The following is a 26076-nucleotide window of genomic DNA, read 5'->3' on the forward strand; positions in this document are numbered from 1 at the left end:
TGGCAGGGGAGTTCGGCTTGTCGTCCGACTTACTCCTTCGGAATGCCCAGGTCCGCCACGACCTTGATATTGCGCTGCAGATCCTGGCGCAAGAACTCGGTGAATTCCTCCGGGGACATGTTGCCGGCTTCGGCGCTGTCCTTGCGGAACCGCTCGCGCACGGCCTCGCTGGCCTGCGCCGCCTTCAATGCCTTCGCCAGCCGCATGACGACCGGCGTTGGCGTACCGGCCGGCGCCGTCAGGCCCATATAGACATAGAAGCTGTAGTTGGGCAGGCCCTGTTCGGCCAGTGTCGGAATGTCGGGAAATGCCGGCAGGCGCTTGGGGGAGGAGACCGCGAACGCGCGCAGCTTGCCGTCCTGGAGGTATGGGCCCGATGAGTTGGCGCCGTCAAATATCATGTTGACGCGGCCGCCAAGTACGTCCGGCATGGCGCCGGCGTTGCCCTTGTAAGGCACGTGAAGCATCTTGATGCCGGCCTGGTGCACGAACAGCGCGGCGGCCATATGGGTACTGGTGCCGATGCCCGCGGTGGCATAGGACATCGAGCCCGGGCTGGCTTTCGCATGCGCGACCAACTGGGGCAGGGTCTTGTCCGGCTGGGCGGAGAAGCCCACCATGATCAGCGGGGCCTTGTTCATCATGCCGATGCCGGTGAAGTCCCGCGCCAGGTCATAGCCCGGCTCCAGCTTGGTGGCCTGCGCCAGCGCCAGGGTGTTGGCGGTGGCGAGGATGGTGTAGCCATCCGGCTTCTGGGTCTTCACATAGCGGATGCCAAGCATTCCGGCAGCCCCCGCCATGTTTTCCACGACCACAGGCTGGCCGAGGTTGTCGGCCATCTGCTGCGCCACGGCGCGGGTCGTGACGTCGAGCAGCGCTCCCGGCGCCGAGTTGACGACGATCCGCACAGGCCTGGCCGGATAGGCGTCCACAGCCAATGTCGGCCCTGCCAGCGACATGATGATCGCGCCGCACAGGTGATGAAGGGAGTGGGTCATTGCTGTGGCCTCCTGTTTCGTAATCTCTGTTGGCAGCCCTGCGTGAAAGGGGGCAGGTATGCATGGTGGGAATGCGAGGCAGGCGAGGTCAATGCCCGGCTTGCGTGCGTTCCGTGCAATGAGCGGGTAAGGCGGAGCGGAAGGTGCTGGCGCCGGGGGTGTGGTGTCTGCGTGCATGAGCGCCGCGCGCACAAAGGGGCCCGCGCTCAGGCAAGTTGCGTTCACCAAAAAAAATGCACCTGACCGCGCTTTGTCACGCGAACAGGCGCCAGTTCCCTTTACCACTTCCCTTTTCTGCTTCTTATCTCGCTGCTTGGCCGCGCGGCATTGAAGTGACGCGGCCGGAGCCAATCCGTCAGAACTTATGGCGGATATTGACCATGACCCCCGTTTGGTTCTCGCCCGGCGTGATGGTGCTGCGGAAGCCGTTCAGGCCAAGGTTGGAGTTGTCCTTGTTGCGCACGTATCCCACGTTCAGGAAGGCATCAGTGCGCTTGGACAAGGCGTAATTGGCGGATGCGACCAGCATCCACGGATCCTGTCCGTTACGCCGGTTATTCAGGTAGTAGCCGGCACCGGTCAAAGTGAGGGCAGGCGTAGCCCGGAAACGGTATCCCAGCCAGAAGAGGTCGTTACGGCGCTGCGGCTGGCCCGGCGCGACACCAATGTCGCCATTGAACCAGCGATAGCCGGCCAGTATCGTCGAGCTGCCGAAGCTGAAGTTGGCCGCTGCTGCGATACGGCGGTCTGTCTGGCCCGAACTCTGCCCGGTGATGCCACGCGTACCTTGCTGCTGGTCATAGATCACGGTAGCTCCGAACTTTCCGCCGGCGTACTCCAGGCCGCCGCCAAAGGCACGGTCGCTCTTGACGTCGCCGGGGACCTCGGTGCCGAACGACGTAGTGCCGCCGCTGGCGATGCTGGTACCGCGCGCAAAGCTGTACAGGGCAGTTGCCGTGACCGGGCCGAACTTGCCGGTGTACTTGGCGGTGTTGTCGTAGCGACCCGCAAGGCTGGTATCGATCGACAGCGCCGAATAGCGCGCCGCCAGCACCATCGGCTCATAGTTGATCAGCAAGTCGAACAGCGCGTTCTGCTGTCGGCCGAGCGTGACGCGGCCCCATTGGTGGTCCAGGCCCACGAAGGCCTGGCGGCCGAACAGCCGGCCGCCCTGGCTCGATACACCGTTGTCGAGATCGAAGCCGCTTTCCAGCGCGTAGACCGCTTTCATGCCGCTGCCCAGGTCCTCCACGCCGCGCAGGCCCCAGCGCGAGCCCGACACGTTGCCGGACGTCATGCGAAACAGCTTGTCGCCGGCCGCATTGGTGTTGTTCAGGTATTCCATCCCGATATCCGCGACGCCATACAGCGTGACGGACGACTGCGCAGTGGCGAATGGTGCAGTCATGGACAACAGCACTGCAGCGTAATAACGACTCTTCATGGGCTCCTCCGTTGTGGTCTTGTGTGTGTGCGGAGTCTGTGAGATGTCGCGTGATGGCGTCAAAGCCCATCCGACAACTGTGCCGTGCAATGAAATGAGAGCACTTGGACGCCCGCGCCGCCGTCTGGCCCCGACACTCGATACACGGACACGAACGGCGCTCCGGACTGCGCCACGGCATTCCAAAGTACGGCACAACACCGCGGCGCGGATTGACTTGCTTCGGTGCGTCGCGCACGCTGGATCTATGCCATGGCGCTCCTGATGCTGCATGAACTGTGCTGACCACGTCGCGCCGCAGCAACTGTGCAACCAACATGCTGGATTTTCGATGAGTGACCCTCTGCACAATGACTGGATCCCTACGGGAGACGATATCGCCACGGCGAACGTGTCGGCGCTGGTCGCCCGCCTCGGCCTGAAGGACTACGACGAACTGCTGGCTTTCTCCAACGAGAAGCCCGACGCCTACTGGGACGCCGTCATCGAATTCTGCGGAATGGTGTGGGATGTTCCGTACACGCAGTACATGGATGCCTCCAAGGGTAAGCCGTTTCCAAAATGGTTCCCGGGCGGGCAACTGAACTGGGTCAAGTCCGCGCTCAAGTGGGCGGACGATCCCTCGATGGCGTGGCGCACCGCCGTGGTGGCGGAGAAAGAGAGCGGTGCGATCGAGCAACTGACCTATGCCGAACTGGCAAACAAGGTAGCCGGCTTCGCCGGCGGCCTGAAGGCGCTGGGCGTCAAGCGCGGCGACCGGGTTGGCCTGCTGATGGAAAATGGCGTCGAAGCGACCGTGACCTCTCTGGCCATTTCATGGATCGGCGCGGTGACGGTGCCCCTGTTCAGCGGATTCGGTGTCGATGCAATCGTATCGCGCTTGTCGTCGTGCTCGGCCAGCGCGCTGGTCGCTACGACCGGCTTCTCCCGCCGGGGAAAGTGGGTCGATACGCGCAGCCTGGTGGACGAAGCGCTGTCGCGCCTGCCGGACATCGGCACCACGGTCTGGAAGCATGCGGGCGAATCGATTGCCTTCGGCGACAAGGTGCTGGACTGGCAGCAAGTGGCCAGCGCGCAGCCGGATGCCGCGCCGGAGCGGATGTCGCCGGACGACCCCTTCATGATCATCTATACCTCCGGCACCACCGGGAAGCCCAAGGGCACCGTGCATACGCACGGCAGCTTCCCGATGAAGATCGCGCACGATTCGGCCATCCATTTCAATGTCAGCCCGAAGGATGTGTTCTGCTGGCCCGCTGACATGGGGTGGGTCGCCGGCACGCTGGTGATGTCGTGCGCGTTGCTGCGTGGCGCAACGCTGGTGTGTTATGACGGCGCCCCGGATTTCCCGGACTGGTCACGCATGTCGCGCATCGTCGAACGCCACGGCGTGACGCACTTTGGCTCGGCGCCGACGCTGATCCGGGGCCTGGCGGCGAACGAGGCTCTTGCCACGCAAGGCGATACGTCGACGGTCAGGCTGCTGATCACCGCCGGCGAGGGCATCGATCCAGAACACTTCCTGTGGTTCCAGAAGGCGTTCGGCGGCGGCCGCCGCCCGGTTATCAACTACACCGGCGGCACGGAGGTGTCGGGGGCGCTGCTGTCCAGCGTGATCGTCAGGCCGATCAGCCCGGCCGGGTTCAACACCGCCTCGCCGTCGGTGGCTGCCGACGTGGTGGATGCGGACGGCAAGTCGCTGACCGACACCGTGGGCGAGTTGGCGATCCGCCGGCCATTCGTCGGCATGACGCAGTCGTTCTGGCAGGACGATGAGCGCTATCTGGACGCCTACTGGAACACCGTGCCGGGCATCTGGGTGCACGGTGATCTCGCGCTGCGCCGCGACGACGGCACCTGGTTCATGATGGGCCGCTCTGACGACACCATCAAGCTGGCCGGGAAGCGGCTTGGTCCCGCCGAGATCGAAGACGTGCTGCTCGAATTGCCCGAGATCGCCGAAGCCGCCGCCATCGGCGTGGAGGACCCAGTCAAGGGCCAGAAGCTGGTCGTGTTCCTGGTGCCATCGGCCGCCATGACGCAGTCGAACGAGGCGCTGGCGGCCGCTGTCAGCAAACATGTCGACGGCCGGCTGGGGCGCCCGTTCCGCCCTTCCGTGGTCCACGTGGTCGCGCAGCTGCCTAAGACGCGCAGCTCGAAGATCATGCGCCGCGTGATCCGCAGCGTTTACAACGGGCTGCCTCCCGGCGACCTGTCCGCGCTGGACAACCCGCCGGCACTTGAAGAGATTCGCGCCGCTGCCGCACATTGACGCCGCCATGAGGGCGCATTGATTGACGGGAGCGTGTGTATTTCCTTTGTTCGCTGCACACGCCCCGCACTTTTGTTCAGGAGATTCCATGTCGAAAAGCAATGCCGCCGCAGGTGCGGCCTATGAGAACTATTCGAGCCTGGCGTTTGACCGCCCTGGCGAGGGCGTCCTGCGCATCACGCTGAACCGTCCCGAGCGCCTGAACGCGCTGGACGCTCGCGGTCACGACGAGATTGCCCGCGTCTGGCGCGATATCGATGCCGATCCGACCGTGAGCGCCGTGGTGCTGTGCGGCGCTGGCAAGGCCTTCTCTGCCGGCGGCGACTTCGAGATGGTCGAAGAAATGATCGATTCCTTCGACGCCCGCGCCCGCGTCTGGCGCGAGTCAAAGGACCTGGTTTACAACATCATCAATTGCTCCAAGCCGATCGTTTCGGCGATCCACGGCTCCGCCGTCGGTGCGGGGCTGGTTGCCGCGCTGCTGGCGGATATCTCGGTGGCGGCGCGCACCGCGCGGTTGGTTGATGGCCATACCCGCCTCGGCGTCGCCGCCGGCGACCACGCCGCGATCGTGTGGCCGCTGCTGTGCGGAATGGCTAAGGCCAAGTACCACCTGCTGCTGTGCGAACCGGTGAGCGGCGAGAAGGCGGAACAGATGGGCCTGGTGTCGCTGGCCGTGGATGAAGCGGATCTGCAGGACAAGGCAGTGTCGATCGCCACGCGCCTGGCCAATGGCGCGCCGTCAGCAATCCGCTGGACCAAGTATGCGCTGAACAACTGGCTGCGCCAGGCGGGACCGACCTTCGATGCTTCGCTGGCGCTGGAGATGTTTGGCTTCGGTGGACCGGAGGTCAAGGAAGGCGTGGCCTCGTTCCGCGAGAAGCGCGGTCCGGTGTTCCCGCGCACCACCACGGCCTGAGCGGGAAGGCCGACAGCGGGACGGGCGAGCCGGTCCCGTGCACTGGCGCACAGGGTCGATGGTCACGATCGATTCCTCCAACCCTCGCCTTCTGCGGGCGCGGCAGCCAGTCAAATATGGAAACGAACAAGATGTCCAAGGTGCTTGAAGGTATCCGCGTCCTCGATTTCGGACGCTTCATCGCCGGCCCGTTCTGCGCAGCATTGCTCGCGGACTACGGTGCCGATGTCATCCGGATCGACCGCGTAGGTGGCAGCGAAGACCGCTTCATCGTGCCGGTCACGGAATCGGGGGAGGGGGCACTTTTCCTCCAGTGCAATCGCAACAAGCGGTCGATCACGCTGGACATCGACAGCGAGGAGGGCCGCGAGGCGGTCCGCCGCCTGGTGGAGACCGCCGACGTGGTGGTGGCGAACATGCCGCCGAAGACGCTGGCGAACCTGGGACTCGACTACGCGACGCTGAGTGCGATCAATCCAGCCATCATCCTGACTGCTTCGACGGCCTTCGGCTCGCATGAAGGCGCTGGCCACCGGGTCGGCTTCGACGGGGTGGGGCAGGCCATGAGCGGCGCTGTCTACATGTCGGGCACACCCGAAAGCCCCACCAAGGCGATGGTGCCGGTGGTCGATTTTTCGACTGCCTTGTCGTGCGCGCTCGGCACGGTAATGGCGCTGTACGAGCGGCGCAACAGCGGGCGCGGGCAATGTGTCGAGGCGTCGCTGCTGCAGACGGCGCTGAACCTTTCCAGCGGAGCGCTGATCGAGGAAGCGGCGCTTGCTATCGACCGGCAGGCGATGGGCAACCGCAGCCCCTCTTATGGGCCCTCGGACATCTTCCGCGTGGCCGACGGCTGGATCATCGCCCAGGTGATCGGACAGCCGCTGTTCCGGCGCTGGGCCAACCTGATCGGCGCGCCGGAACTGGTGGACGATCCCCGCTTCAGCGACGACTTGCGGCGCGGCGAGCACGGCGAGTTCCTGAGCGACGTGATGGGCAAATGGTGCGCCAGCCGCACCCGCGATGACGCGCTGTGCGAACTGGAGAAGGCCAGGATCCCGGCGGCGCCGATCTATTCCCCGCGCGAGGCGCTGGACGATGCGTCGATCCAGGAGTCCGGCGCTTACATCTGGCTCGACTACCCCGGCTTGCCGCGCAAGGCACCGATCGTCGCGCCACCGGCAGTCCTGTCGCGCACCCCGCCCGATGTTATGCGACGGCCGCCCACGGTTGGCGAACACACCGAAGAAGTGCTGGCTGAGGTAGGTTACGACCGCTCGCAGGTACAAGCCATGCGCAAGGCCGGCATTGTCTGACGGCACGATCCGCACCACGAGTAATTCGCACAATGCGAACTGGTGGTTCGCCAGGGACTACTTGAGCGCAACCGGCCGGCTCCACTAGCATTGAACCAAAGCAAAGGGGGCTGCCCGAGCCAAGCCAGGCCGGGAAAGCACGGCGCCGGCACCTAGCTAACAGTTGTAAGGCAATGGAAGTGACACGGGCCCGGCCGCATGACGGCGGGCCGACAAGAAAGGAGACAGTAGTGCCAGCAAATCAATCACGGCCGCTCGAGGGCATTCGTGTACTGGACCTGACCGTGGCGCTTGCCGGGCCGTATGGCTCGTTGCTGCTTGGCGGGATGGGCGCGGAGGTGATCCGCGTGGAAGCGCCGGGCGGTGGCGACATTGCACGCACCAACCCGCCTTTCGTGGGCAGCCATGGCATCCACTTCGGCCAGCGTGAGGACGACGAGGTATCTCTGACGGTCCTGAACCGGGCCCGCAACAAGAAGAGCATTACGCTGGACCTGAAGTCCGAACAGGGTCGCGAGCTGTTCATGCGGCTGGCGCAGGAATGCGACGTGGTGCTGGAGAACTTCAGCGAGGGCACCACCGCCAAGCTCGGTGTCGACTACGAGCAGGTCAGGCAGCGGAACCCGCGCATCGTCTATGCGTCGATCAAGGCCATGGGGGAGCCCAGTGCCTTCCCCGGACTCAAGGGCATGGACATCATCGTCCAGGCCCTCAGCGGCCTGATGGAAGTGACCGGCTACGCCGACGGCCCGCCGACGCGCTGCGGCCTGCCGATCGCGGACCTAGTGGCGCCGATGTATACCGTCAACGGCATTCTGGCAGCACTGATCCACCGCGGCCGCACCGGCGAGGGACAGCGCGTGCAGGTGTCGATGCTGGATTGCCTGGCGTCGTGGGTCGCCGAAGAGCACTTTGACGTCATGGGGCGGGAAGGCTACCCGTCGCGCACCGGCAACTACCACGACCGGCTGGCGCCGTTCGGGGTGTACCCGACGCAGGAAGGGCATGTGGCGATCGTGGCGTTCCAGCCGGACTGGTTGCGCGGGCTGCTGGAGTCGATCGGCCAGCCCGATCTGCTCGACGACCCGCGCTTCAGCAGCCGTGGGCCGCGCATGCGCAATGCCTCGGTGCTGAACGAGGCGATCGCGGGTTGGACCAGCCAGCGCAGCACTGCCGATGTGGTGGCCGAGCTGCTCGACAAGCGCGGGGTACCCTGCGCGCCGGTGCGCAAGCCCAACGAGGTGCTGCACGACCGCCGCCTGCATGACAGCGGCGCGTTGATGAACCTTGCCCACCCCCAGTTCGGCCCGGTGGATGCCGTGGGCATGGGCTTGCCGATCCGGTTCTCGGCCACGCCTTCGCAGTTTGACAAGCCCGCGATGGCGCTGGGCGGCGCGAATGAAGAGATCTACGGGGGCTTGCTCAAGCTCAGTCGCGCAGAGATTGCGGCATTGCGCGAGGAGGGAGTCGTCTAAGCGGCCGCCCGACGGCAGCTTGTTTGCTCGCCTCTTCCATTGATGGGCGAGGCGAGCAAACCGCCTGCTTCTCACCGAACATAAAGGAGACAAGAACAATGATGTCACGCCGTACTTGCCTGCAGCTCTTGCCAGCGCTGGCCACGCTACCGCTTACGGCGCTCGCGCAGTCTTACCCGGCGCGCCCGGTCCGCATCATCGTACCGCTCAGCCCCGGGTCGGGTACGGACGTCGTTGCGCGCTACATGAGCAGCGAACTGTCCAAAGCGATGGGCGGCTCGTTCGTCGTCGAGAACCGTGCCGGTGCAAGCGGGGTCATCGGCACTGACTTTGTCGCCAAGGCACCCGCCGACGGCTACACCATCCTGTTCAATTACGCCGCCCACTACTCAAACCAGTTCGTCGACAAGACGCCATACGACGCGGTCAGTGACTTCGAGCCAATCGCGCGCCTGGCGACCTCGGCGATGGTGCTGGTCACGGCCGCCAATTCGCCGCTGCACACGGTGCAGGACCTGATCGCCGCCGCCAGGCGCAAGCCGGGCGGGCTGACCTACGGTTCGCCAGGCAACGGTACCACCCCACACATGGCGGCGGCCCTGATGAGCAACATGGCCGGTATCCAGATGACCCACGTTCCCTACAAGGCGCCGGCGCAGGTCGTGGTCGATGTGGCGGGCGGGCAGCTGGATGTCGGCTTCGGCGGTGTGGCGACATCGCTGCCACTGGTGAAGGCAGGGCGCCTGCGGGTGCTTGCGGTCACCAGCCTACGCCGGTCGAGCTATTTTCCGGACGCCCCCTCCCTGGATGAGGCTGGCCTGAAAGGCTATGCGCTGGAAACGCCGATCTGGGCGTTTGCCCGGCGCGGTACGCCGCAGGACATCGTCACGCAATTGTCTGGCGCCATGACCAAGGCTGCCGCCGCGCCCGCCTTCAAGGCGTTCTGTACCAGCCAGGGACTGGAGGTCGACATCCAGTCCGCCGCGCAAGCCCGCGCTGATGCACCGGCCGAACTCGAGCGCTGGAAGAAGCTCGTGGCACTCTCCCAGGTGAAGGCGGGGTGACGCGCCAAGGTTGAGGTTCTCTCCGGCAAATGGAGAGAGAACCCAGCCGGCAAGGGGGCGCAGAAGCGGCCGGCTTACGAAGCCACGGCCTGCGCCCGCCGCGCTGGCTTGCGCACCTCCCTGGGCCGCACCCCTTCAAACAGGATCGTGCACAGTTCGTCGATCACCTTTTCGGGCGAACCCTTCCTGGGGTTGAACCAGGTCTGCACCGAGGCAATCGTGCTCAGGACAAAGACCCGGCACAAGGCGATGTCGATGTCTTCGCGCAGGCGGCCCTCGGCGCGCAGGTCTTCCAGCATGCCGTTCCAGAAGTCCTGATGCTGGGCCCGTCGCTTGATTTGCCGCTCCCGGCCGTGCTGCGCACCTACCTCGTAAACCATCCGGACGTGACCATCGATATGCACGAACGGCTGAGTCCGGACATCGTGCGCGCGGTGCAGGAGGGGATGGTGGACATCGGCATCATTGCCGGCAACGTGCGTACCGAAGGGCTGGAGGTCATGCCATACCGGCGCGACCGCCTGGTCCTTGCCACCGCGCTGAGCCACCCCCTGGCCGAGCACAACAGCGTGGATTTCATCGAGACGTTGGACTACGACTTCATCGGCCTGCCAGAAGCAAGCGCGATCCACAGTTTCCTCAAGCGGGCCGCCGCGGATTTGCAGCGTGAGTTGCGCTGGCGCGTCCAGGTCAGCAACTTCGAGACCGCCTGCCGGATGATCGAGGCGAATGTCGGCATCGGCGTGCTGCCGGAGAGCACTGCCGCCCGTCACGCGGGTACGATGGCGCTGCGGATCGTCCAACTCAACGACGAGTGGGCCGAGCGCAAGCTGCAGATATGCGTCGCGGACCTCGGCGCATTGCCGCTGTTTGCGCGCAAGCTGGTGGACCTGCTGGTCGAAGATGGCGTCGGGCGGCAGGACTGAAGGGCACCCAGATGCCCCACAGCTGAGAGTAGGTGAGGTCGCGACCAGTGCAGACGCGAACTCAGGACTCCTTCGACAGTTGCGCGATGCGCTTCCAGTGCGCGTCCTCCTTCGGCAAGTCAGCCAGGAACTGGCGGCGATCCGCGATATCAACGTACATCGACTGATGGGCGCAGAACTCCTCGAACGCGGGCGACTGGGCGATTCGTACCAGTTCTTCGGACAGGCGCTCGACGATGGGGGCCGGTGTCGCAGCGGGTGCCAGGGCGCCGATCCACGACGCGACCTGAAAGCCCGCAACCCCCGCTTGCGCCGATGTCGGGACATCGGCAATCTCGCCCCACCGCCCGGCGCTCGTGACGGCCAGACCGCGCAGCTTGCCCGCCTTGATCATCGGCACCACGCTGGGTGCACCCTGGCATGTAAAGTCCACCTGGCCGGCAATGACGTCGGTCACGGCCGGGCCGTTGCCCTTGTAAGGGATATGCCGCGCGCGCGTCTTCGTCAGGTCGTTCAGCATCACTGCGCAAAGATGAGAGGTGCTGCCCGCTCCGCCGGATGAGTAGGTGATCTCGCCCGGCTTGCGCTTCATTGCCGCGACCAGGTCGCTCAGGGTCTTGTAAGGCGAGTCGGCCTTGACCACGATGCCAAGCGCGGAGCTGCTCACCTTGGCAATCGGCACGAAGTCCTTGACCGGATCGAACGTGACCGGACCATCTGCGAACCACCGCGTGGTCAGGTGGGGAACACCGGCGAACAGCAGCGTGTAGCCGTCCCCGGGAGCCTTGGCGACGGTGTCCGTGCCGATGAGCCCGCCGGCACCAGCACGGTTATCCACCATGACCGGGGTTTTCAGGTTCTTTGCCAGTGCTTCGGCAACAAAGCGTGCAGTAATGTCGACCGCTGTGCCTGGAGAGGCTGGCACGACGATTCGAATCGGCCGCGACGGATATTGCTGCGCAAACGCTGCTGGCGCGCAGGCGATTGCCCCTAGTGACGCCAGTGATTTCAGGAAATGCCTTCTGCTAAACATAATGCCTCCTCTCTTATGTCTCGAAGATAGGCGCGGCAGGTGGACTGGGCAATCGGCGCCGGTGCACCGTTCCGTGCTTTGAGAGCAGGCGCAGGGTTCACCTCTCAAAGCACGGAACGGCATGGGCTGGCGAGTTGAGTTCCACGGAGAGGGCGCGCACGATCGGCATGTGGCGGAAGTACGCGCCGCGGGCATCCGCGAGCCCGAGTCAGGCGGATCGGCCCCCCGACAATTCGGACCGCTCTCGCGCCCAATATAGGTGGCGCGCGGAAACCGGGCATAACTATCAGGAGACCATCGTGGGACCACTTGCTGGAGTGCGCATCGTGGAGCTGGCAGGCATCGGGCCGGCTCCCTTTTGCGCCATGTTGCTCGCCGATCTCGGCGCGACGATCATCCGCGTCGACCGCAAAGAGCCATCAGGGCTCGGCCTGTCACGGCCGCTGCAGTTTGACTTAGTGCTGCGCAACCGAAAGTCGATCCAGGTCGATTTGAAGGACCCAGCTGAGCTGGAGCTGGTTCGCACGCTGATCGACAAGGCGGACGCACTGATCGAGGGATTCCGGCCCGGCGTCACCGAGCGGCTCGGACTGGGGCCTGATGCATGCCTCTCGCGCAATCCGAGACTGGTGTACGGCCGGCTGACAGGCTGGGGCCAGGACGGCCCGCTGGCCCAGACGGCGGGGCACGATATCAACTACATCGCGATCACCGGACTGCTTAATGCGATCGGGCGTGAGGGTCAGCCGCCGACGGTACCGCTCAATGTCGTCGGCGACTATGCCGGCGGCTCGGTCTATGCCGCACTCGGCATCGTGAGCGCCATCCTGGAGGCGCGTACCTCCGGTAAGGGTCAGGTCGTCGACGCGGCAATCGTCGACGGCGTGGCGTCGCTGCTGACTGTACATACCGGGCTGCGCGCGGCCGGCCTGACCGGATCTGAGCGAGGCACCAACCTGCTGGACTCGGGCGCGCCTTTCTACGACGTCTACGAGTGTGCCGACGGCAAGTACGTGTCGATCGGCCCGATCGAGCCCAAGTTCTACCAGCAACTGCTCGGACGGCTTGAACTGGATGCGTCCGCGCTGGGCAAGCAGGCGGACCGTGCCGACTGGCCCGCCGCTCGCCGCGTGTTTGCAGCGCAGTTCAGGACGCGGACCCGCGCGCAGTGGACCGAACTGCTCGAAGGCAGCGATGTGTGCTTCGCACCAGTGCTCGACCAGGAGGAGGCCTTTGAACATCCGCACCTGAAGGCGCGCGGCACCTTTGTCGAGGTGGATGGCGTAGTGCAGCCGCGCCCGGCGCCGCGTTTTTCGCGTACCAGACCGGCTGATCCGGTTCCCCCGGCTGCGGCCACCCCGGAGAACGCTGCACTGGCGCTGGCGGAATGGCTTTCCAAAGAGGAACTCGAAAAGTTTACCGTCGGCCTCGTCCAGAAGGGGGCAACGCGATGATGACACGCCGTACCTTCCTGCAGTCGCTGCCGGCGCTGGCGGCTATCCCGGCATCATTTCCGGCTTCAGTGCTCGCACAGGCTTATCCCTCCCGCCCCGTGCGAATCATCGTGCCCGTCAGCCCTGGCTCGGGCAGCGATGTCGTGGCGCGCTATATGAGCGCCGAGCTGACGAAGGCCCTGGGCTCTGCATTTGTCGTGGAGAACCGCCTTGGCGCGAGCGGGATCATCGGAACGGATTTCGTGGCCAAGGCGGCACCGGACGGCTACACGCTGCTGTGCACCTATGCCGCGCACTATTCGAACCAGTGGGTCGAGAAGACGCCATACGATGCGGTCAGGGACTTCGAGCCGGTCGCGCGGCTGGGCATGTCGGCGCTGCTGCTGACGACCGCGGCCAATTCGCGGTTCCGCACGGTGCAGGATGTCATCGCGGCGGCGAAGCGCAAGCCCGGGAGCGTGTCATTCGGGTCTTCCGGAAATGGCACCACGTCGCACATGGCCGCGGCGCTGATGAGCAGCATGGCCGGCATTGAGATGACCCACGTCCCTTACAAGGGGCCGGCGCAGGTCGCGGTCGATACGGCGAGCGGCCAAATCGACATCGGCATCGGGGGCGTGGCTTCGTCGCTGGCTCTGGTCAAGGCGGGACGCTTGCGTGTGCTAGCTGTCACCAGCCTGCAGCGCTCGAGCCAGCTACCGGCTGTCGTGACGATGGACGAGGCCGGGCTAAAGGGCTATAAGCTGATCTCGCCGATCTGGGTCATGGCGCCGCGGGGCACGCCGCCTGCCATAGTCTCGCAGTTGTCCAGGGCCATGACCGCGGCGGCTGCGACGCCCGCTTTCAAGTCCTACTGCATCGGGCAGGGCCTGGAGGTCGATATCGCGGATGCCGCTGCGGTGCGCGCCAGTGCGCCGGCTGAACTGGAACGTTGGAAAAAGTTGGTGGCCCTGACGGAAGCCAAGTCAAAGGCCGGCTGAAAGCCGGCCGATAAGTCTCCGACAAGGAGAGCGAGCCGAGCCAGGGTCGGCTCGCTTGCCTTATGACGAAAACGCCGGTGGCTACACCAGTCGCAGGATCTCCTCATCAGGCGCCCGGCTCGTCCTGAAGCTGTTCGCCGCATGATCGGGATCCGCGTAGCCAAACGAAATCGCGCAGATCATCTTCCGGTCGTCGCCAATGCCAAAGTGCGAGCGCACGAACCTGGCATGCCGTGCCAGCGCCCCCTGCGGCGTGGTGGCAACACCATGCGCGTGCGCGGCCAGCAGGAACGATGCGATAAACCCGCCGCAATCGACAGCGGCGTACGGCCCGAGATCCGCGGCCATCGTGACAATCGCCACATGCGGCGCCCCGAACAGCCTGAAATTCTCGAAGCCCTGGCTGGCGCGGCGCTCCCGGTCGTGGCGTTCGATGCCCAGCGCTTCATAGAGCCGGTAACCCGTTTCCTGCCTGCGCTGAGCGTGGACGCCGCGATATTCCTCAGGAAATGGCAGGTCCGAATCGACCTCGGGTGAGCCGGCGGCGTGCTCGACCAGCGCATTGCGAAACTGCTCCGTGGTCGCCTGCGAGCCGATGACCAGATGCCAGGGCTGCACGTTGCACCAGGATGCGCTCTTCTTGGCAACGTTGACGATGCTTCGGATCATCGCATCCGGCACGGCTTTGTCGAGGTATGCGCGGCACGTGAAGCGCTCGGACATCAGTCTTGCGAGGGTGTCGACGTCGCTCCCGGGCGGGCTGCTGGCGGGGTGTTGCTGCATTGCTGATCTCCTGACTATCATGAGCGGCGACCTGGCCCACTGTGCCGGGTCGGCGCGCTTACTGCCTAATGCCATGACTACTTAGTGCGTCATCGCCATCAGATCTGCAGCCTTGATGCGCGGATCCATCTTCCTGAGCGTGGCCAACAGCGTCTGCGCCCGGGTTTCGCCAAGCACGTCAACCGTCAGCTCCATGAATTTCGTGTCCTGCTCGGCTTCCGACATGGGGTTCGCCAGGGAGCCGATCGGATCTTCCACGAACACATGCTCGGACGTGCCATCGCGGAAGGTCACGGTGACATCGGCAACGAACTTGCCCGGGTAGCGCTGCTCGAGTTCCGGCGCCTCGGTAATGCCGATGCCGCGCGCCACTTCCTTCACGAGGCCCATGTCGAGCTTGCCGTCCAGGTAGTCGCGATGCACCTTGTAGCCATTGCCCATGCCGAGCACGGCGAATGCCATCTGCGTTGGCAGGCTGAACTGGACGTGCTCGATGTTCTTCGGCTCGTACGCGTTGGCGTTGGCGGTGCCGACCACCACGTTGAAGGCGGGGTGGATGCGGGCCTGGATATCGGCGATGTCGGCGCGGCGACCGGCGAACGGGCGGATCGCGTCGATGTATGCATGGGTGCAATAGCAGGCGCAGTACGCCTTGAGCCAGACCGTGCCGATTTCGAACGGCTGGTCAAGGCGGAACCGTTCCTCGGCCCGATCGCCAGGGCCACGCTGCAGGAAGGTGCGGAAGAAGCCCTTGTTGCCGCTCAGGAACGCGCGCGGTCCGGTGATGCCAGCTTGCGCCATGTCCGCGGAGATCATGCCGCTGCGCGTGCCAATGCCCGCATGCACGCGCTTGACCGAGCCGCCGGTGGAGGTGTATTCGGTGGTGCCGGCCGCATGGCTCAGCGCGATGGAGAGCGCGTGCAGGGTGGTTTCCGCATCGAACTTGCGCAACTTGGCCGAGACTGCCGCGGCGCCGAAGCTGGACAGTACGGCATGTGGGTGATAGCCGCGTTTGAGCAGGTCCGGCGCCGCCAGCACGCCGATCCGGGTGTAGACCTCGTAGCCGGCCACGATCGCGGTAATGACTTCCTCCAGGGTCGAACCCAGTTCCTCACCGATCGCGATCGCTGCGGGAATGACGCAGCTGCCGGGATGGCTGGCGCTGGCGCCGTGGGCGTCGTCGTACTCGAAACCATGACCATAGGCGCCATTGATGAAGGCGGCGTCCGCGGCACTCATTGTGGCGGTGCTGGCGGCAACCCGGCTGCGCCCGGGTCGTTGCTGCGCGGTGGCGAAGGCCAGCACCTGTTGCGACCAGGGCATCTGCGAGGTGCCGATCTGCAGCGCGAGCTGGTCGCGCATGAGGCGGCTTACCCCGGCATGCGCCGGCGCGTCGAGCTGATCGGAGGTCAGCTCGAGAATCATGCGAACCACTGCCTGCTCAAGGGGTGGGCAGTTGGCCGGCGAACTGGAATCGGGTTGGCTGGTAGTCACAGAAGCGTCCCTGAGGAAATTGTCGTGGATGCATCGCTCGTTTGACGAGCGATGTGCATTGGCTTGGCGACCAGATTCCTCGCAAGCATCGGGCGTGTCAATTCGAGGCGGGCTCCGGTTCCGTACACTGAGCGGATGCCGCGCCCCGGGTGACGGGGTTATTCGCCGGATGGTTCCGGAAATCGAAAACAAGAGCCTTTGCATCAAGCGTGTACGCGCCTGGGCCGCGGCAGTGCCGGCTCACCGGACATGACGGTATACTCGCGGGGGGATTCGGCCTGAGTAGCGCGATGCTGCTGCGCAGCATGCGCATGCCGCCCGGCCCGGCAGCAGACCGGCGCCAGAAATAAAGGAGACACCATGAGCACGCTGAGCGTGCATGGCCTGACCCGGCGGGTCGACCTGTTTACCCTGCGGCTGTTCCTGACCGTGGTGGAAGAGCGCCAGATCCGCCGCGCCGCCATCCGCGAGAACATTGCCGCTTCCGCGGCAACCAAGCGCATCCAGGACCTGGAAGATATCGCGGGCGTGCAGTTGTTCGAGCGCAATCCCGGCGGCGTGGCGCCGAGTGCGGCCGGCGAAGTCCTCGCGCGCCATCTGCGCCTGCTGTTCGATAATCTGGAGGACATGCGCCGGGAACTCGGCGAGTTCTCCGAAGGCGTTCGTGGCCACGTCACTGTGGGCACTACAGGCGCCGTCATCATCCAGTACCTGGCGCGCGAGATCGGCGAGTTTTCCCGCAACTTCCCGCTGGTCGAGCTGGAGCTGAAACAGGACGCCAACACGAATCTGGTGCGTTCTGTGTTGGCGGGTGATGTCGACCTGGCGGTGTATATCGTCAGCCCCGATATCGATGATGGACCGCTGGACAGCCTCCCGTATCGCGTCGACCGTCTGGTCGCGCTGGTACCCCATGGCCACGCGCTTGGCGAGCAACCCGAGGTGGCGTTGGAAGACCTGATCCGCGAGCCGTTCATCGCCATGCACCCGAACACCACGCTGATGTCCGACGTCAACCGCGCGGCGCGCGAGATCGGCCAGGTAGTGCATCCCAAGTTCACGATCAATGGTCCCGAGGCGGCGCGCAGCCTGGTTGAGGCGGGCCTTGGCGTGACAATCCTGCCGGAGTGCATGGTCTCGCTAGAAGCCAGTACACGCTCGACGGTGCTGCGGATTCCCGAACCATGGACGATCCGCAGCGTGCGGATCGGCACGCGCCGCGGCAAGGCGATCACGGCGGCGACACGCGCGCTGATCCGCCAGTTGACCGAGCAGCCTGAGCCGGCGTCATCCTGAGTCCGCCGTCCGGCACACCTGAATGCCGGATCGCGGATGGCGAAGCGCCCCGTCGCGGAACACCACTTGGCGCATCGCCGCCTGCTGATTACCCTTGAAGCGTAATGGGACGCTGCGTCGTGGCATGCACATGCAAGTCCCGTCTTTCAAGGGAATGCACCCATGCCCGACGCCGCGAGCGGCCGTTATTTCGAGGACTTTGTCATTGGCAGCGCCTGCCGGCATGCCATCCGCAAGACCATCTCGGAGGCCGATAGCCTTCTGTTCAGCACGCTGACCTATGGCATGGAGCCATTGCACGTGGACCAGGCGTATGCCGAAGCCGCGGCATATGGCATGCGTGCCGTCAACAGCATCCTCCTGCTGGGGCTGGCAAGCGGCATCTGTGCGGCCGGACTGGAACGGAGCTTGGTGTCAGGCACCATTGCCTTCAGCGACGTGCGATTCACGCGGCCAGTCTTCATCGGCGACACCATCCATGTTGAAAGCGAGGTGCTGGACAAGCACGACGATCCCGCCCGCGCCGACGCCGGCTTGGTCGAGCTGGAGCGTCGCGCCTATAACCAGCGCAACGAGGTGGTGGCCAAGTTTCGCTGCCTGCAACGGTTGCCGAGACGCTATCCGGCAGGCTGAACCCACCCATGCATCGCCGATTCGCGCAACGCGAATCGGTGGTTCGCCAGTCACCACTTGAGTGAAACCGTCTGACCCACCTAGCATCAAGGCCACGGGATTCCCAAAAATTTTTTGCTGTTTATCTAACGATTGTAAGGCCACAATCATTACCAGGAGACGAGGATGAGTATGAGTGCCATGAAACCGATGCGATCCATGATGTTCGTACCGGGCAACAAGCCGGGCTGGATTGAAAAATCGGTGGCAGCCAAAGCGGATGCGCTGATCCTGGATTTGGAGGACAGCGTGCCGCCGGCCCAGAAGGCCGAGGCGCGTGAGATCGTCAAGTCCAGGCTGGACTGGCTGGCAGGGCAGAAACCGCGCATCTGGGTGCGCATCAATCGCAGCGCACATCTATATGACTTCGATGACATCCTGGCCATCGTCAATCCTGTGGTCGAAGGCATCGTGATCTCCAAGCCCTGCGGGCCCGAGGACATCCATACCGTCTCGTCCATGCTGGCTGAGGCAGAGTACCGCGCCGGCGTGCCGGTCGGCCACACCCGGGTGATTCCGCTGCTGGAGACCGCCCGCTCGCTGCAATACGCCTACGAGATCGCCCAGCACGAGCGCGTGCCCGCCATCGTCGGCGCCACGGCCAAGAACGCTGACGTGGCCCGTGCCCTCAAGACAGTCTGGTCGCTCGAAGGACGCGAGACCCTGTACCTGAAATCGCGCATCGTCATGGCCGCGCGCGCCGCGGGCAAGCTGCCCATCGGCGGCGTATGGCAGCAGGTGCATGACCTGGAAGGGCTAAAGGTCTCGTCTGCCAACGACCGCCAACTGGGCATGAGCGGTGAACTAGTGCTGCACCCCTCCAACGTCGAGATCGTCAACCAGACCTACAGTCCCACCGAGGAAGAAGTGGCCTTCTACCAGGGAATGATCGATGCACTGGAAAAGTCCCAGGCCGAGGGCCGTGCCTCGTGCATTTATGACGGCGAGCACATCGACATCGCACATGTGAAGACGGCGCGCGAAATTATCGAGCTCGCACGCTCGTTCAACAGCTGATTGCGACCACTCAAGGAGATAGAAAAATGGCAGGCCTTTACTTCGAAGAATTCAAGCCAGGCATGGTGATCGAGCACGCCATCCGCCGCACCGTAACCGAGACCGACAACGTCCTGTTCTCGGCCATGACCTACAACTGTGCACCGCTGCACATCGACGCCGAATACAGCAAGAACACGTTCTACGGCCAGCGCCTGGTCAACAGCATGTTCCTGCTGGCGCTGGTGGCCGGCATCACGGTGTACGAGACCACGCTGGGCACCACACTGGGCAACCTGGGCTTTGGCGAGATTGCTTTCCCCAAGCCCACCTTCCACGGCGACACCATCCGCGTCGAAACCGAGATCATCGAAACCCGCATCTCCAAGAGCCGCACAGACTCTGGCATCGTCACCTTCAAGCACGTTGCCAGGAATCAGCGCGATGAAATCGTCTGCACTGCCGTGCGCACCGGCCTGATGATGCTGCGTCCTGCCGACAGGGCCTGATTTCATACCTGCAGGAGTATTGCGATGGACTACCAACTCAGCGCCGATCAGCTCGCCATTGTCGATGCAGCGGAAAAGATCTGCGCGGACTTCCCGCTCGAATACTGGCGGAACAAGGACAAGAATCACGAGTTTCCGCACGAATTCTTCGAGGCCGTTGCCAGCGGCGGATGGCTCGGAATCTGCATGCCCGAGGAATTCGGCGGCGCGAACCTTGGCGTAACCGAAGCCGCGCTCTTCCTGCGTACCGTGGCTGAGTGCGGCGGGCAGGCGGCAGCTTCCACCATCCACATGAACATCTTCGGCTTGCAGCCGGTGGTGCATTTCGGTACCGAGGCGCAGAAGAAGGCCTGGTTGCCGGCCTTTGGCCGTGGCGAGAACAAGGCCTGCTTCGCGGTCACCGAGCCGGACACCGGCCTTGATACCACCAAGCTCAAGGTTGTGGCGAAGAAGCAGCCCGATGGAAACTACCTGCTCTCGGGCAAGAAAGTCTTCATCTCGACCGCGCAGGTCGCCGACCACATGCTGATTCTCGCGCGCACCACGCCGATCGAGGACGTCAAGAAGCACGGCGAAGGATTGAGCCTGTTCTACACCAAGCTTGACCGGAAATATGTCCAAATCCGGGAGATCGACAAGCTTGGCCGTGCCGCTGTCGACACCAACGAATTGTTCATCGACGATCTGCCGGTGTCCAAGGACTCCCTGATCGGTGAAGAAGGGAAGGGCCTCAAGTATATCTTCCACGGCATGAACGCCGAGCGTGTCTTTGTTGCCGCCGAGCAGGTCGGTATCGGCCGCGCCGTGCTCAAGCTTGCCACGCAATACGCCAAGGAGCGCGTCGTCTTCGGACGTCAGATCGGCAAGAACCAGGGTGTCCAGCATCCGCTGGCCCGCAACTGGGCGGAGCTCGAGGCTGCCAACCACATGCTGCTCGCCGCTGCCGACCTCTACGACAAAGGAATCTCCTGCGGCTCCGAGGCAAACGCGGCGAAGCTGCTGGCATCCGAAGCCTGCATGAATGCCTGCCAGACCTCGATTCTCACGCATGGCGGCTTCGGCTACGCGAAGGAGTATCACGTGGAGCGATTCATGCGCGAAGCCTGGATTGGCTACATTGCGCCCGTCACCCCGCAGCTTATCCTTTCGAACATTGCCGAGCGCAAGCTCGGACTGCCAAAGTCGTACTGAGGTCCCGGGCAGGCAGTTGGAATAACGGCTCGGCCCAATGAAGGCCGGGCCGGAAAAGATGGAGACAGCCATGGCAACCATTCAGGCGGTGAAGCAATCGAACCGTGATATCCACAAGGATGACGTGCGGGTGGTGCCGCTGGCCCGCGGCCTGGCCGTGCTGGCTGCGTTCAGCGCCGAGCATCCGTGGATGGGCAACCAGGAGATTGCCGCGGAGACCGACATTCCGGCGCCTACCGTGTCCCGGATGCTGCATTCTCTGGCAGCACTGGGCTATTTGCGCTACGACGGGAGCCGGCGCAAGTACCGGCTTGCCTCGGCCGCATTGACCCTGGGCTACGCGGCCGTCTCGAGCGACAGCGTGCAACGCGCCGCCCGCATCGAGATGCAGAAATTTGCCGACGCCAGCGATACCCATGTCATCCTGGGTGCGCGCGACCGGCTCGATGTCATTGTCAGCGAATCGCAGGTTGGCAAGAACGCCTGTCTCGATACCCACCTTGCTGCCGGGATCCGCGTGCCGATCGCTTCGTCCCCGATGGGCTGGGCGCTGCTCGCAGCATTGCCGGAACGGGAGCGTTTCTACCTCCAGAGCAACGTCGAACGCAAGAGCGGCCGTGACTGGCCTTTGCTGCGCAGGCAGATGGCCGAGGGCATGTCACAGCTCCACCAGTACGGGTTCTGCATGTCGCCATGCGGGCGCGAACTGGCTTCGGTTGCGGTGCCTGTCAGCGTGCCGGGACATCCGTCGGTGGTGCTTGCCAGCGTTGGCCGCAGCGCGGGTATGAATCGCGCCAGGATGGAGCGGGAACTGGGTCCGAGGCTCGCTGCGACGGCACATGCCTTGGAGGAGCGCTTGAGCACCCATCACTAGTGCCGCAGTGGCGCCCTCAAAGGCGCCGCGGATTGACCGTCAGATCTGCGTATCAACATCCCGCAGCAGTTCCACGAGATCGGCAGCTGCGGCCTTCAGCACAGGCGCGAGGCGTTCGGTGATGGCTGCCATGTCTGGCTCCAACTCAACAGCGCCACAGCTCAGCGACATCAGTGTGGCCGAACGTCCCACCGTGACAGGGAGGGCAATCCCGTAAGCATTGCGCTGATACTTGCCCAGGGAAGTGCAGACCCCGAGGGTCTGAAGTTCCTGGAAGGCCCCAGCGATGCCGCGTTCGAGTTCGGCGATGCGCGCGCCGTCCACGCGCTTGAGGGATTCCAGGTATCCATGGCGAGCTTCTGGGCGCAAGCCCCACAGCCAGGCGCGGCCGGTCGCCGTCCAGCCCATCGGCAGCAGCGAGCCAACGCCGAGGCGTAGCGTTCCAATGCGCGAACTGGTTCGATGTGCGATATAGAGCATGTCGAGCTGATCAGGCACGGCAAGGGCGACCGACACATTAAGCCGGTCCGCCAGCTCCTGCAGTAAGGGATTCACGCGATCGGTGACTGGGTTGGTTTCCAGGTAGGTGTCCCCGATGTGGAGGGAGGCCGGGGCCAGCTCGAACTGCGTGCTGCCGGCAACGCGGCGCAGGAAGCCCAGCGCGATCAGGGTGGTGGTCAGGCGCGACACCGTCGCTTTTGGCAGGCCGGTGCGCTTGACGATCTCACTGTTTGTGAGCGAGGCACGCTCGGCACGGAAGGCGCGAAGCACATGAAGGCCCCGTTCCAAGGTCATCGTGATCTGTGCGGGACGTGTCATGAATGTGTTGCCCTTTCAGCGTACCAGTCCGGGAGGGTGCTTGTCTGATCTCTTGTCGGCGCCGTCGTGCGCGGCGTTTTCCATACCACTGGAATCGATGGTAGAGGCGGCAACCGCACGGCTCAAATGCCAATTCACGAGCCGGCGATTGCCGGAACGCGAACGGTATTCGCGGGGAGCGAATCATGGTTTCGCCGATTATCCTTTGATGCGATGCGGTACGGCTTATCCGAGTCCAGTATCCGTCCTGCCCTGGTGCCGGGCCGCCCGTCTATCGCGATGGCATCCGCCGCCGCGACCAATAAGGAGCAGTGGGCTAGGGACGTTGCATTTGGTATCCCGACTCCGTGCTCGAGGCGGTGATTCCATCCGAAAACCACTCGGCATCGATCGCCTTCAGCATCTCGCCATGCGTAATCTGTTGGCCCATGCGCCCTCGCAGGATGTAACGGTGCTCGAAGGAGCCGGCGCCGCGCTGCATCACCGTCGCGCGGAAGGCTTCGATGTACTCAGGGCCGAAATGGCTGTTGAAGGTGTTGAACAGGACGACGCGTTTGCCGTCGAAGCGGTTGTTTTCCGCGAAGGCCCACATGGGCGGAGCCGGGCTGTAGAGCCAGACAGGCGAGCCGAGATAGACCGTGTCGAATTGCGTCAAGTCGATGGTGCGCGGCGTGATGTCCGCCACGTGCCCGCGCGCGTCGTTCATCGCATGTACCCAACCCGCCAGGCCAAGTGCATAGTCGGTCGAATGCAACTGGAAAAGTCGGGCGTTCAGCCGCTGCGCCACATGGCGTGCGGCCAGCCCGGTGTTGCCCGAGCGAGAGAAGTACACCACCGCAGTCTGTGGCGCGCCTGGCGATTCTCGATCCAGGTGACCGTGATCGGCACCAGTGCCGCAGCGACCAGGGCCAGCCCCAGTGCGGTGAATAGCCATTGCATGATGGACATCGGTTTTCTCACATTTGCGGCCATCGTGACAGGATTTCATCCGTACAGGCTTACATGAAATATGGCTTGTCGCTATCGCTGTCTGGCTTGCTCACGCCGAGGTTGGCGCCGGAATGCAACTGGGGCGATTCGATGACCTTCACGATCAGATCCGCTACGCTCTTGCGCGACACCACGGTACCTTTGAAAGGCTCATGGCGCTCAGTCAACTCGTAGTCCACCTCATCCTCGTCGGTCAGCCAGGCCGGACGCAGGATGGTGTAATCCAGGCCCGAGGCTTCGATGGCGTCGGCGGCGCGGCGGAACGGCTTGAGGTCTTCACCGACGGTGGCCCGGTTCCCGCATAAGCGGGCTTTTTTTGCGTCCGCATTTTCCGCGCAAACCGTATTTCCTCATGCGCACACATTCGTATGCGGATGTGCGGCCACACCCTATATTTTGCATTCTTAATTTGTATGCAAAACGGAGGGTGGTGCGTGAAGTCCGAGAACACAAGGCGCAGTCACGCCATGGCGCTTGCCGGCGTGCTGGCGGCGACGGATTCGCGCACCGGCGTGGTCGCCCATTTGTCGGGCGAGAAGGTGCGCCCCGGGCTGAAGGGGCGCGCGGCGTTTCTCCATGGCGTGCGCAGCGTGGTGCCTGGCCTGCCGGCACTCACGACCTTCTGCGGCAACCAGCACGATCCGGCGTTGGCCGCCGACGCGGTTGCCGCGCAGGCCCGCGCCGGTGCCGATATCGTCTTTGCGATGATCGACGGCGGCCGCGACGGCGCCATCGCCGCCTGCCGTGCCGCGGGCATCCGCCAGATCGGCAACGTGGTCGACTGGACCAGCAGGCATCCCGATGTCTTCCTGGCTTCCGCGGTGGCCGACAGCGGCTTGTGCGTCGAGCAGGCGATCGGGGATTTCGAACGGGACCAAATTGCGTGGGGAACCACCCGCAGCTTCGGGCTGGAAGCGCCGGCGGCCGTCCGCCTTGCCTTGGGCCGCGATGTCAGCCAGGCCGCGCGCGCGGCGATCGACCACTGGAGCCAGCGGTTGCTCGATGGCGGCGTGTCCGTGGCGCAGGGCTATGACGGGCCGGAGTTTGCGGTGGCGGGCACGCCCACGGTTGCTTAGCCGCGCCGGATGGGAGGCACGGCAGCATCATGCCAGCACCGGCAAGCCGGCCTCCCGTTCCCACTCCACGCAATTCCTGCCCTTGTTCTTGGCCGCATACAGCACGTTATCCGCGCGCATCAGCAGCGCTTCCAGGCCTTCGCCGGGCCGCAGCGTGGCCACGCCAAAGCTGGCGGTCACCGTGTGCATGCCCGGCAGGACGTCCATTTCCGTGCTCTCCAGCGTCTGGCGCAAGCGTTCGGCCAGATGCAAGGCTGCATCGGGCGGGGTATCGGGCAACAGCACGACGAACTCCTCGCCGCCCAGGCGCGCGGCGATATCGCGCCGGCGGATGCCGGCGGCGATGATCCGGCCGATTTGCGCCAGCACCGCGTCGCCGGCGCTGTGGCCGTAGTTGTCGTTGATGAACTTGAAGAAATCGAGGTCGCACAGCAGCACGCTCAGCGGCTTGCCCTGAGGTGGCGGGATTTCCCGCGCGGCCAGCGCCTCCAGGCTGCGGCGCGTGTGCAGCTGCGTCAGCGGATCGGTGTCGCGTTCATGCCGCAGGCCGTCGATCACGTCCAGCGTGGTCGCCGCCAGCAGCGCCAGCGCCAGCGTGAGCAGCAGCAATGCCATGGTGACCTGCAGCCACAGCCAGTAGGCCGAGCGGGTGAGGGCGGCAGCGTCCTGTCCGATGACCGGAGCAATGGTCAGCACGGTGCGTGGCAGGAAATGGAGGGCAAACAGCAGGAAGACCCAGAACAGCACCTGGTCCGCAGTGCTGCCTGTGCGCAGGCGGGCCAGCGGCGCGATGCCCAGCAGCAGGATCAGCGCGATGCCGACATTCAGGATGTAGATGCGGGCGACCAGCTGGGGCTGCATGAAATCAAACCAGGCAAGCGCAGCAAACAGGGCCAGCGGCAGCGACACCAGCGCGCAGGTATCGACGCGCGCGCCGATGCGCGCCAGCATGCCACGCAGCATCAGCACGGCGCTGCCCAGGTAGAGCGCACCGGTGACGGTGGCGTTGCCGCCGCCGTTGCGCGGCTGCCAGATGATCTGCACGGTGATGGCAACCGCGTACAGCAAATAGCAGGCACCTAGCTCCAGCAGGTAGTGCCGCGTGCGCCCCTGGTTCCAGGCCAGCAGGAAGCAGAGCGAAAGCAGGATGGCCATGGCGGGATTGACCAGGGCCAGGAATTGACCAGTATCGTGCAACACGGAGAGTCCCCAGTTTTTATGGTTCTCTGGCAGGGACGGGTGCCCGCGTGCGAAGCGCCGTGAACAGGGCGTAAGCCAGGGAACATCGAGGGCGGTACGCGCCCGCGGCGCGGGCCGCGGGGCCGCGGCCCGCTGACAGACTGAGTAGCGGCCGCCCGTAACAAATTGTTTCTGTCAGGACCCATTCTAGTCACGGGTGGCGTCGGCGGCTCCCCCCCAATGGGTGCGAACCGGCAAACAATTGTGAACAATCTGTCAGGGCGCGAATGCCCCGTCGGTCATATCGAGTGCCGGC

At 64.4% G+C, this 26076-nt stretch carries 23 protein-coding genes and 2 pseudogenes; 15 read left to right on the forward strand and 10 right to left on the reverse strand.

From position 1 onward, the window contains the following. Window positions 1-29: 29 nt before the first annotated feature. On the reverse strand, window positions 30-998 hold the full coding sequence (locus AC3WON_RS19640; protein WP_492318976.1) for a Bug family tripartite tricarboxylate transporter substrate binding protein: 969 nt from the start codon (window positions 996-998) through the stop codon (window positions 30-32). 355 nt (window positions 999-1353) lie between these two features. Continuing rightward, complete coding sequence (locus tag AC3WON_RS19645; RefSeq protein ID WP_492318977.1) at window positions 1354-2442, reverse strand: porin; 1089 nt, start codon at window positions 2440-2442, stop codon at window positions 1354-1356. Window positions 2443-2773: 331 nt separating this feature from the next. On the opposite strand from AC3WON_RS19645, the gene AC3WON_RS19650 reads away from it, so the two are divergent. The 5 genes from AC3WON_RS19650 to AC3WON_RS19670 all read left to right on the forward strand — a co-directional run bounded on the left by AC3WON_RS19650 (window position 2774) and on the right by AC3WON_RS19670 (window position 9488). Then, window positions 2774-4714, forward strand: coding sequence for an AMP-binding protein (locus AC3WON_RS19650; RefSeq protein WP_492352525.1), 1941 nt, complete (start codon window positions 2774-2776; stop codon window positions 4712-4714). A gap of 88 nt (window positions 4715-4802) precedes the next feature. Further along, window positions 4803-5633 carry an enoyl-CoA hydratase/isomerase family protein gene (locus AC3WON_RS19655; protein ID WP_492352526.1) on the forward strand — a complete coding sequence of 277 codons (831 nt, stop codon included), beginning with the start codon at window positions 4803-4805 and terminating at the stop codon, window positions 5631-5633. A gap of 131 nt (window positions 5634-5764) precedes the next feature. Next, complete coding sequence (locus tag AC3WON_RS19660) at window positions 5765-6949, forward strand: CaiB/BaiF CoA transferase family protein (protein ID WP_492352527.1); 1185 nt, start codon at window positions 5765-5767, stop codon at window positions 6947-6949. A gap of 230 nt (window positions 6950-7179) precedes the next feature. Further along, the gene (locus tag AC3WON_RS19665) at window positions 7180-8424 is read left to right on the forward strand and encodes a CaiB/BaiF CoA transferase family protein (RefSeq protein ID WP_492318981.1); all 1245 of its coding nucleotides are present in this window, start codon (window positions 7180-7182) and stop codon (window positions 8422-8424) included. Window positions 8425-8522: 98 nt separating this feature from the next. Next, window positions 8523-9488: a tripartite tricarboxylate transporter substrate binding protein gene (locus AC3WON_RS19670; protein WP_492318982.1), complete on the forward strand. Its 966-nt coding sequence runs from the start codon at window positions 8523-8525 to the stop codon at window positions 9486-9488. A gap of 74 nt (window positions 9489-9562) precedes the next feature. On the opposite strand, the gene AC3WON_RS19675 is transcribed toward AC3WON_RS19670, so the two are convergent. After that, entirely contained in the window at window positions 9563-9787 is a 225-nt protein-coding gene (locus tag AC3WON_RS19675) for a hypothetical protein (RefSeq protein ID WP_492352528.1), read from the reverse strand. Between the two features lie 45 nt (window positions 9788-9832). Between AC3WON_RS19675 and AC3WON_RS19680 the strand changes: the two are divergent. Next, window positions 9833-10414: pseudogene (locus AC3WON_RS19680) on the forward strand (LysR substrate-binding domain-containing protein); the annotation flags it as partial. A 61-nt stretch (window positions 10415-10475) separates the two neighbouring features. On the opposite strand, the gene AC3WON_RS19685 reads toward AC3WON_RS19680, so the two are convergent. Continuing rightward, entirely contained in the window at window positions 10476-11447 is a 972-nt protein-coding gene (locus tag AC3WON_RS19685; RefSeq protein WP_492352529.1) for a Bug family tripartite tricarboxylate transporter substrate binding protein, read from the reverse strand. A 299-nt stretch (window positions 11448-11746) separates the two neighbouring features. Here AC3WON_RS19685 and AC3WON_RS19690 point away from each other — a divergent pair, with 299 nt between their 5' ends. Further along, a complete protein-coding gene (locus tag AC3WON_RS19690) occupies window positions 11747-12901 on the forward strand; it encodes a CaiB/BaiF CoA transferase family protein (protein WP_492352530.1) in 1155 nt (384 codons plus the stop codon). Then, on the forward strand, window positions 12898-13881 hold the full coding sequence (locus tag AC3WON_RS19695) for a Bug family tripartite tricarboxylate transporter substrate binding protein (protein ID WP_492352531.1): 984 nt from the start codon (window positions 12898-12900) through the stop codon (window positions 13879-13881). The genes AC3WON_RS19690 and AC3WON_RS19695 overlap by 4 nt, the downstream gene beginning before the upstream one ends. An 81-nt stretch (window positions 13882-13962) precedes the next feature. Here the strand turns inward: AC3WON_RS19695 and AC3WON_RS19700 are convergent, their stop codons facing one another. Both AC3WON_RS19700 and AC3WON_RS19705 read right to left on the reverse strand, forming a co-directional pair. Then, window positions 13963-14664 carry a nitroreductase gene (locus AC3WON_RS19700; RefSeq protein ID WP_492352532.1) on the reverse strand — a complete coding sequence of 234 codons (702 nt, stop codon included), beginning with the start codon at window positions 14662-14664 and terminating at the stop codon, window positions 13963-13965. Window positions 14665-14745: 81 nt separating this feature from the next. Next, the gene (locus AC3WON_RS19705; protein ID WP_492318987.1) at window positions 14746-16089 is read right to left on the reverse strand and encodes an MmgE/PrpD family protein; all 1344 of its coding nucleotides are present in this window, start codon (window positions 16087-16089) and stop codon (window positions 14746-14748) included. Between the two features lie 429 nt (window positions 16090-16518). Here AC3WON_RS19705 and AC3WON_RS19710 point away from each other — a divergent pair, with 429 nt between their 5' ends. The 6 genes from AC3WON_RS19710 to AC3WON_RS19735 all read left to right on the forward strand — a co-directional run bounded on the left by AC3WON_RS19710 (window position 16519) and on the right by AC3WON_RS19735 (window position 21696). Beyond that, window positions 16519-17454, forward strand: a complete 936-nt coding sequence (locus AC3WON_RS19710) for a LysR family transcriptional regulator (protein WP_492352533.1) — start codon at window positions 16519-16521, stop codon at window positions 17452-17454. Window positions 17455-17616: 162 nt separating this feature from the next. After that, window positions 17617-18087 carry a MaoC family dehydratase gene (locus AC3WON_RS19715; RefSeq protein ID WP_492318988.1) on the forward strand — a complete coding sequence of 157 codons (471 nt, stop codon included), beginning with the start codon at window positions 17617-17619 and terminating at the stop codon, window positions 18085-18087. Window positions 18088-18267: 180 nt separating this feature from the next. After that, window positions 18268-19143 (forward strand): HpcH/HpaI aldolase/citrate lyase family protein, encoded by an 876-nt coding sequence (locus tag AC3WON_RS19720; RefSeq protein ID WP_375790502.1) that lies wholly within the window; start codon window positions 18268-18270, stop codon window positions 19141-19143. 26 nt (window positions 19144-19169) lie between these two features. Continuing rightward, complete coding sequence (locus AC3WON_RS19725; RefSeq protein ID WP_492352534.1) at window positions 19170-19631, forward strand: MaoC family dehydratase; 462 nt, start codon at window positions 19170-19172, stop codon at window positions 19629-19631. Window positions 19632-19655: 24 nt separating this feature from the next. Next, the gene (locus tag AC3WON_RS19730; RefSeq protein ID WP_492352535.1) at window positions 19656-20822 is read left to right on the forward strand and encodes an acyl-CoA dehydrogenase family protein; all 1167 of its coding nucleotides are present in this window, start codon (window positions 19656-19658) and stop codon (window positions 20820-20822) included. Window positions 20823-20892: 70 nt separating this feature from the next. Then, complete coding sequence (locus AC3WON_RS19735) at window positions 20893-21696, forward strand: IclR family transcriptional regulator (protein ID WP_492318990.1); 804 nt, start codon at window positions 20893-20895, stop codon at window positions 21694-21696. 39 nt (window positions 21697-21735) lie between these two features. Here the strand turns inward: AC3WON_RS19735 and AC3WON_RS19740 are convergent, their stop codons facing one another. The 3 genes and pseudogenes from AC3WON_RS19740 to AC3WON_RS19750 all read right to left on the reverse strand — a co-directional run. Beyond that, the gene (locus AC3WON_RS19740; protein WP_492318991.1) at window positions 21736-22515 is read right to left on the reverse strand and encodes an IclR family transcriptional regulator; all 780 of its coding nucleotides are present in this window, start codon (window positions 22513-22515) and stop codon (window positions 21736-21738) included. 316 nt (window positions 22516-22831) lie between these two features. Beyond that, on the reverse strand, window positions 22832-23347 hold the full coding sequence (locus AC3WON_RS19745) for a flavodoxin family protein (protein WP_492352536.1): 516 nt from the start codon (window positions 23345-23347) through the stop codon (window positions 22832-22834). A 166-nt stretch (window positions 23348-23513) separates the two neighbouring features. Further along, window positions 23514-23792 (reverse strand): annotated as a pseudogene (locus AC3WON_RS19750) (NAD(P)H-binding protein); the annotation flags it as partial. A 180-nt stretch (window positions 23793-23972) separates the two neighbouring features. Here AC3WON_RS19750 and AC3WON_RS19755 point away from each other — a divergent pair. Further along, the gene (locus tag AC3WON_RS19755) at window positions 23973-24581 is read left to right on the forward strand and encodes a BMP family lipoprotein (protein ID WP_492352537.1); all 609 of its coding nucleotides are present in this window, start codon (window positions 23973-23975) and stop codon (window positions 24579-24581) included. A 27-nt stretch (window positions 24582-24608) separates the two neighbouring features. Here AC3WON_RS19755 and AC3WON_RS19760 read toward each other — a convergent pair whose 3' ends face one another. Then, the gene (locus AC3WON_RS19760) at window positions 24609-25781 is read right to left on the reverse strand and encodes a GGDEF domain-containing protein (RefSeq protein ID WP_492352538.1); all 1173 of its coding nucleotides are present in this window, start codon (window positions 25779-25781) and stop codon (window positions 24609-24611) included. Between the last annotated feature and the right edge of the window lie 295 nt (window positions 25782-26076).

The sequence above is a fragment of the Cupriavidus sp. FW305-46 genome, assembly GCF_058787075.1.

Coding starts and splice junctions, on each gene's coding strand:
- AC3WON_RS19710 (WP_492352533.1), top strand. CDS start 16,519: ATGAGCACGCTGAGCGTGCATGGCCTGACCCGGCGGGTCGACCTGTTT.
- AC3WON_RS19735 (WP_492318990.1), top strand. CDS start 20,893: ATGGCAACCATTCAGGCGGTGAAGCAATCGAACCGTGATATCCACAAG.
- AC3WON_RS19675 (WP_492352528.1), bottom strand. CDS start 9,787: ATGCTGGAAGACCTGCGCGCCGAGGGCCGCCTGCGCGAAGACATCGAC.
- AC3WON_RS19755 (WP_492352537.1), top strand. CDS start 23,973: ATGGCGCTTGCCGGCGTGCTGGCGGCGACGGATTCGCGCACCGGCGTG.
- AC3WON_RS19655 (WP_492352526.1), top strand. CDS start 4,803: ATGTCGAAAAGCAATGCCGCCGCAGGTGCGGCCTATGAGAACTATTCG.
- AC3WON_RS19705 (WP_492318987.1), bottom strand. CDS start 16,089: ATGATTCTCGAGCTGACCTCCGATCAGCTCGACGCGCCGGCGCATGCC.
- AC3WON_RS19715 (WP_492318988.1), top strand. CDS start 17,617: ATGCCCGACGCCGCGAGCGGCCGTTATTTCGAGGACTTTGTCATTGGC.
- AC3WON_RS19640 (WP_492318976.1), bottom strand. CDS start 998: ATGACCCACTCCCTTCATCACCTGTGCGGCGCGATCATCATGTCGCTG.
- AC3WON_RS19720 (WP_375790502.1), top strand. CDS start 18,268: ATGAAACCGATGCGATCCATGATGTTCGTACCGGGCAACAAGCCGGGC.
- AC3WON_RS19650 (WP_492352525.1), top strand. CDS start 2,774: ATGAGTGACCCTCTGCACAATGACTGGATCCCTACGGGAGACGATATC.
- AC3WON_RS19685 (WP_492352529.1), bottom strand. CDS start 11,447: ATGTTTAGCAGAAGGCATTTCCTGAAATCACTGGCGTCACTAGGGGCA.
- AC3WON_RS19740 (WP_492318991.1), bottom strand. CDS start 22,515: ATGACACGTCCCGCACAGATCACGATGACCTTGGAACGGGGCCTTCAT.
- AC3WON_RS19660 (WP_492352527.1), top strand. CDS start 5,765: ATGTCCAAGGTGCTTGAAGGTATCCGCGTCCTCGATTTCGGACGCTTC.
- AC3WON_RS19725 (WP_492352534.1), top strand. CDS start 19,170: ATGGCAGGCCTTTACTTCGAAGAATTCAAGCCAGGCATGGTGATCGAG.
- AC3WON_RS19695 (WP_492352531.1), top strand. CDS start 12,898: ATGATGACACGCCGTACCTTCCTGCAGTCGCTGCCGGCGCTGGCGGCT.
- AC3WON_RS19645 (WP_492318977.1), bottom strand. CDS start 2,442: ATGAAGAGTCGTTATTACGCTGCAGTGCTGTTGTCCATGACTGCACCA.
- AC3WON_RS19700 (WP_492352532.1), bottom strand. CDS start 14,664: ATGCAGCAACACCCCGCCAGCAGCCCGCCCGGGAGCGACGTCGACACC.
- AC3WON_RS19670 (WP_492318982.1), top strand. CDS start 8,523: ATGATGTCACGCCGTACTTGCCTGCAGCTCTTGCCAGCGCTGGCCACG.
- AC3WON_RS19730 (WP_492352535.1), top strand. CDS start 19,656: ATGGACTACCAACTCAGCGCCGATCAGCTCGCCATTGTCGATGCAGCG.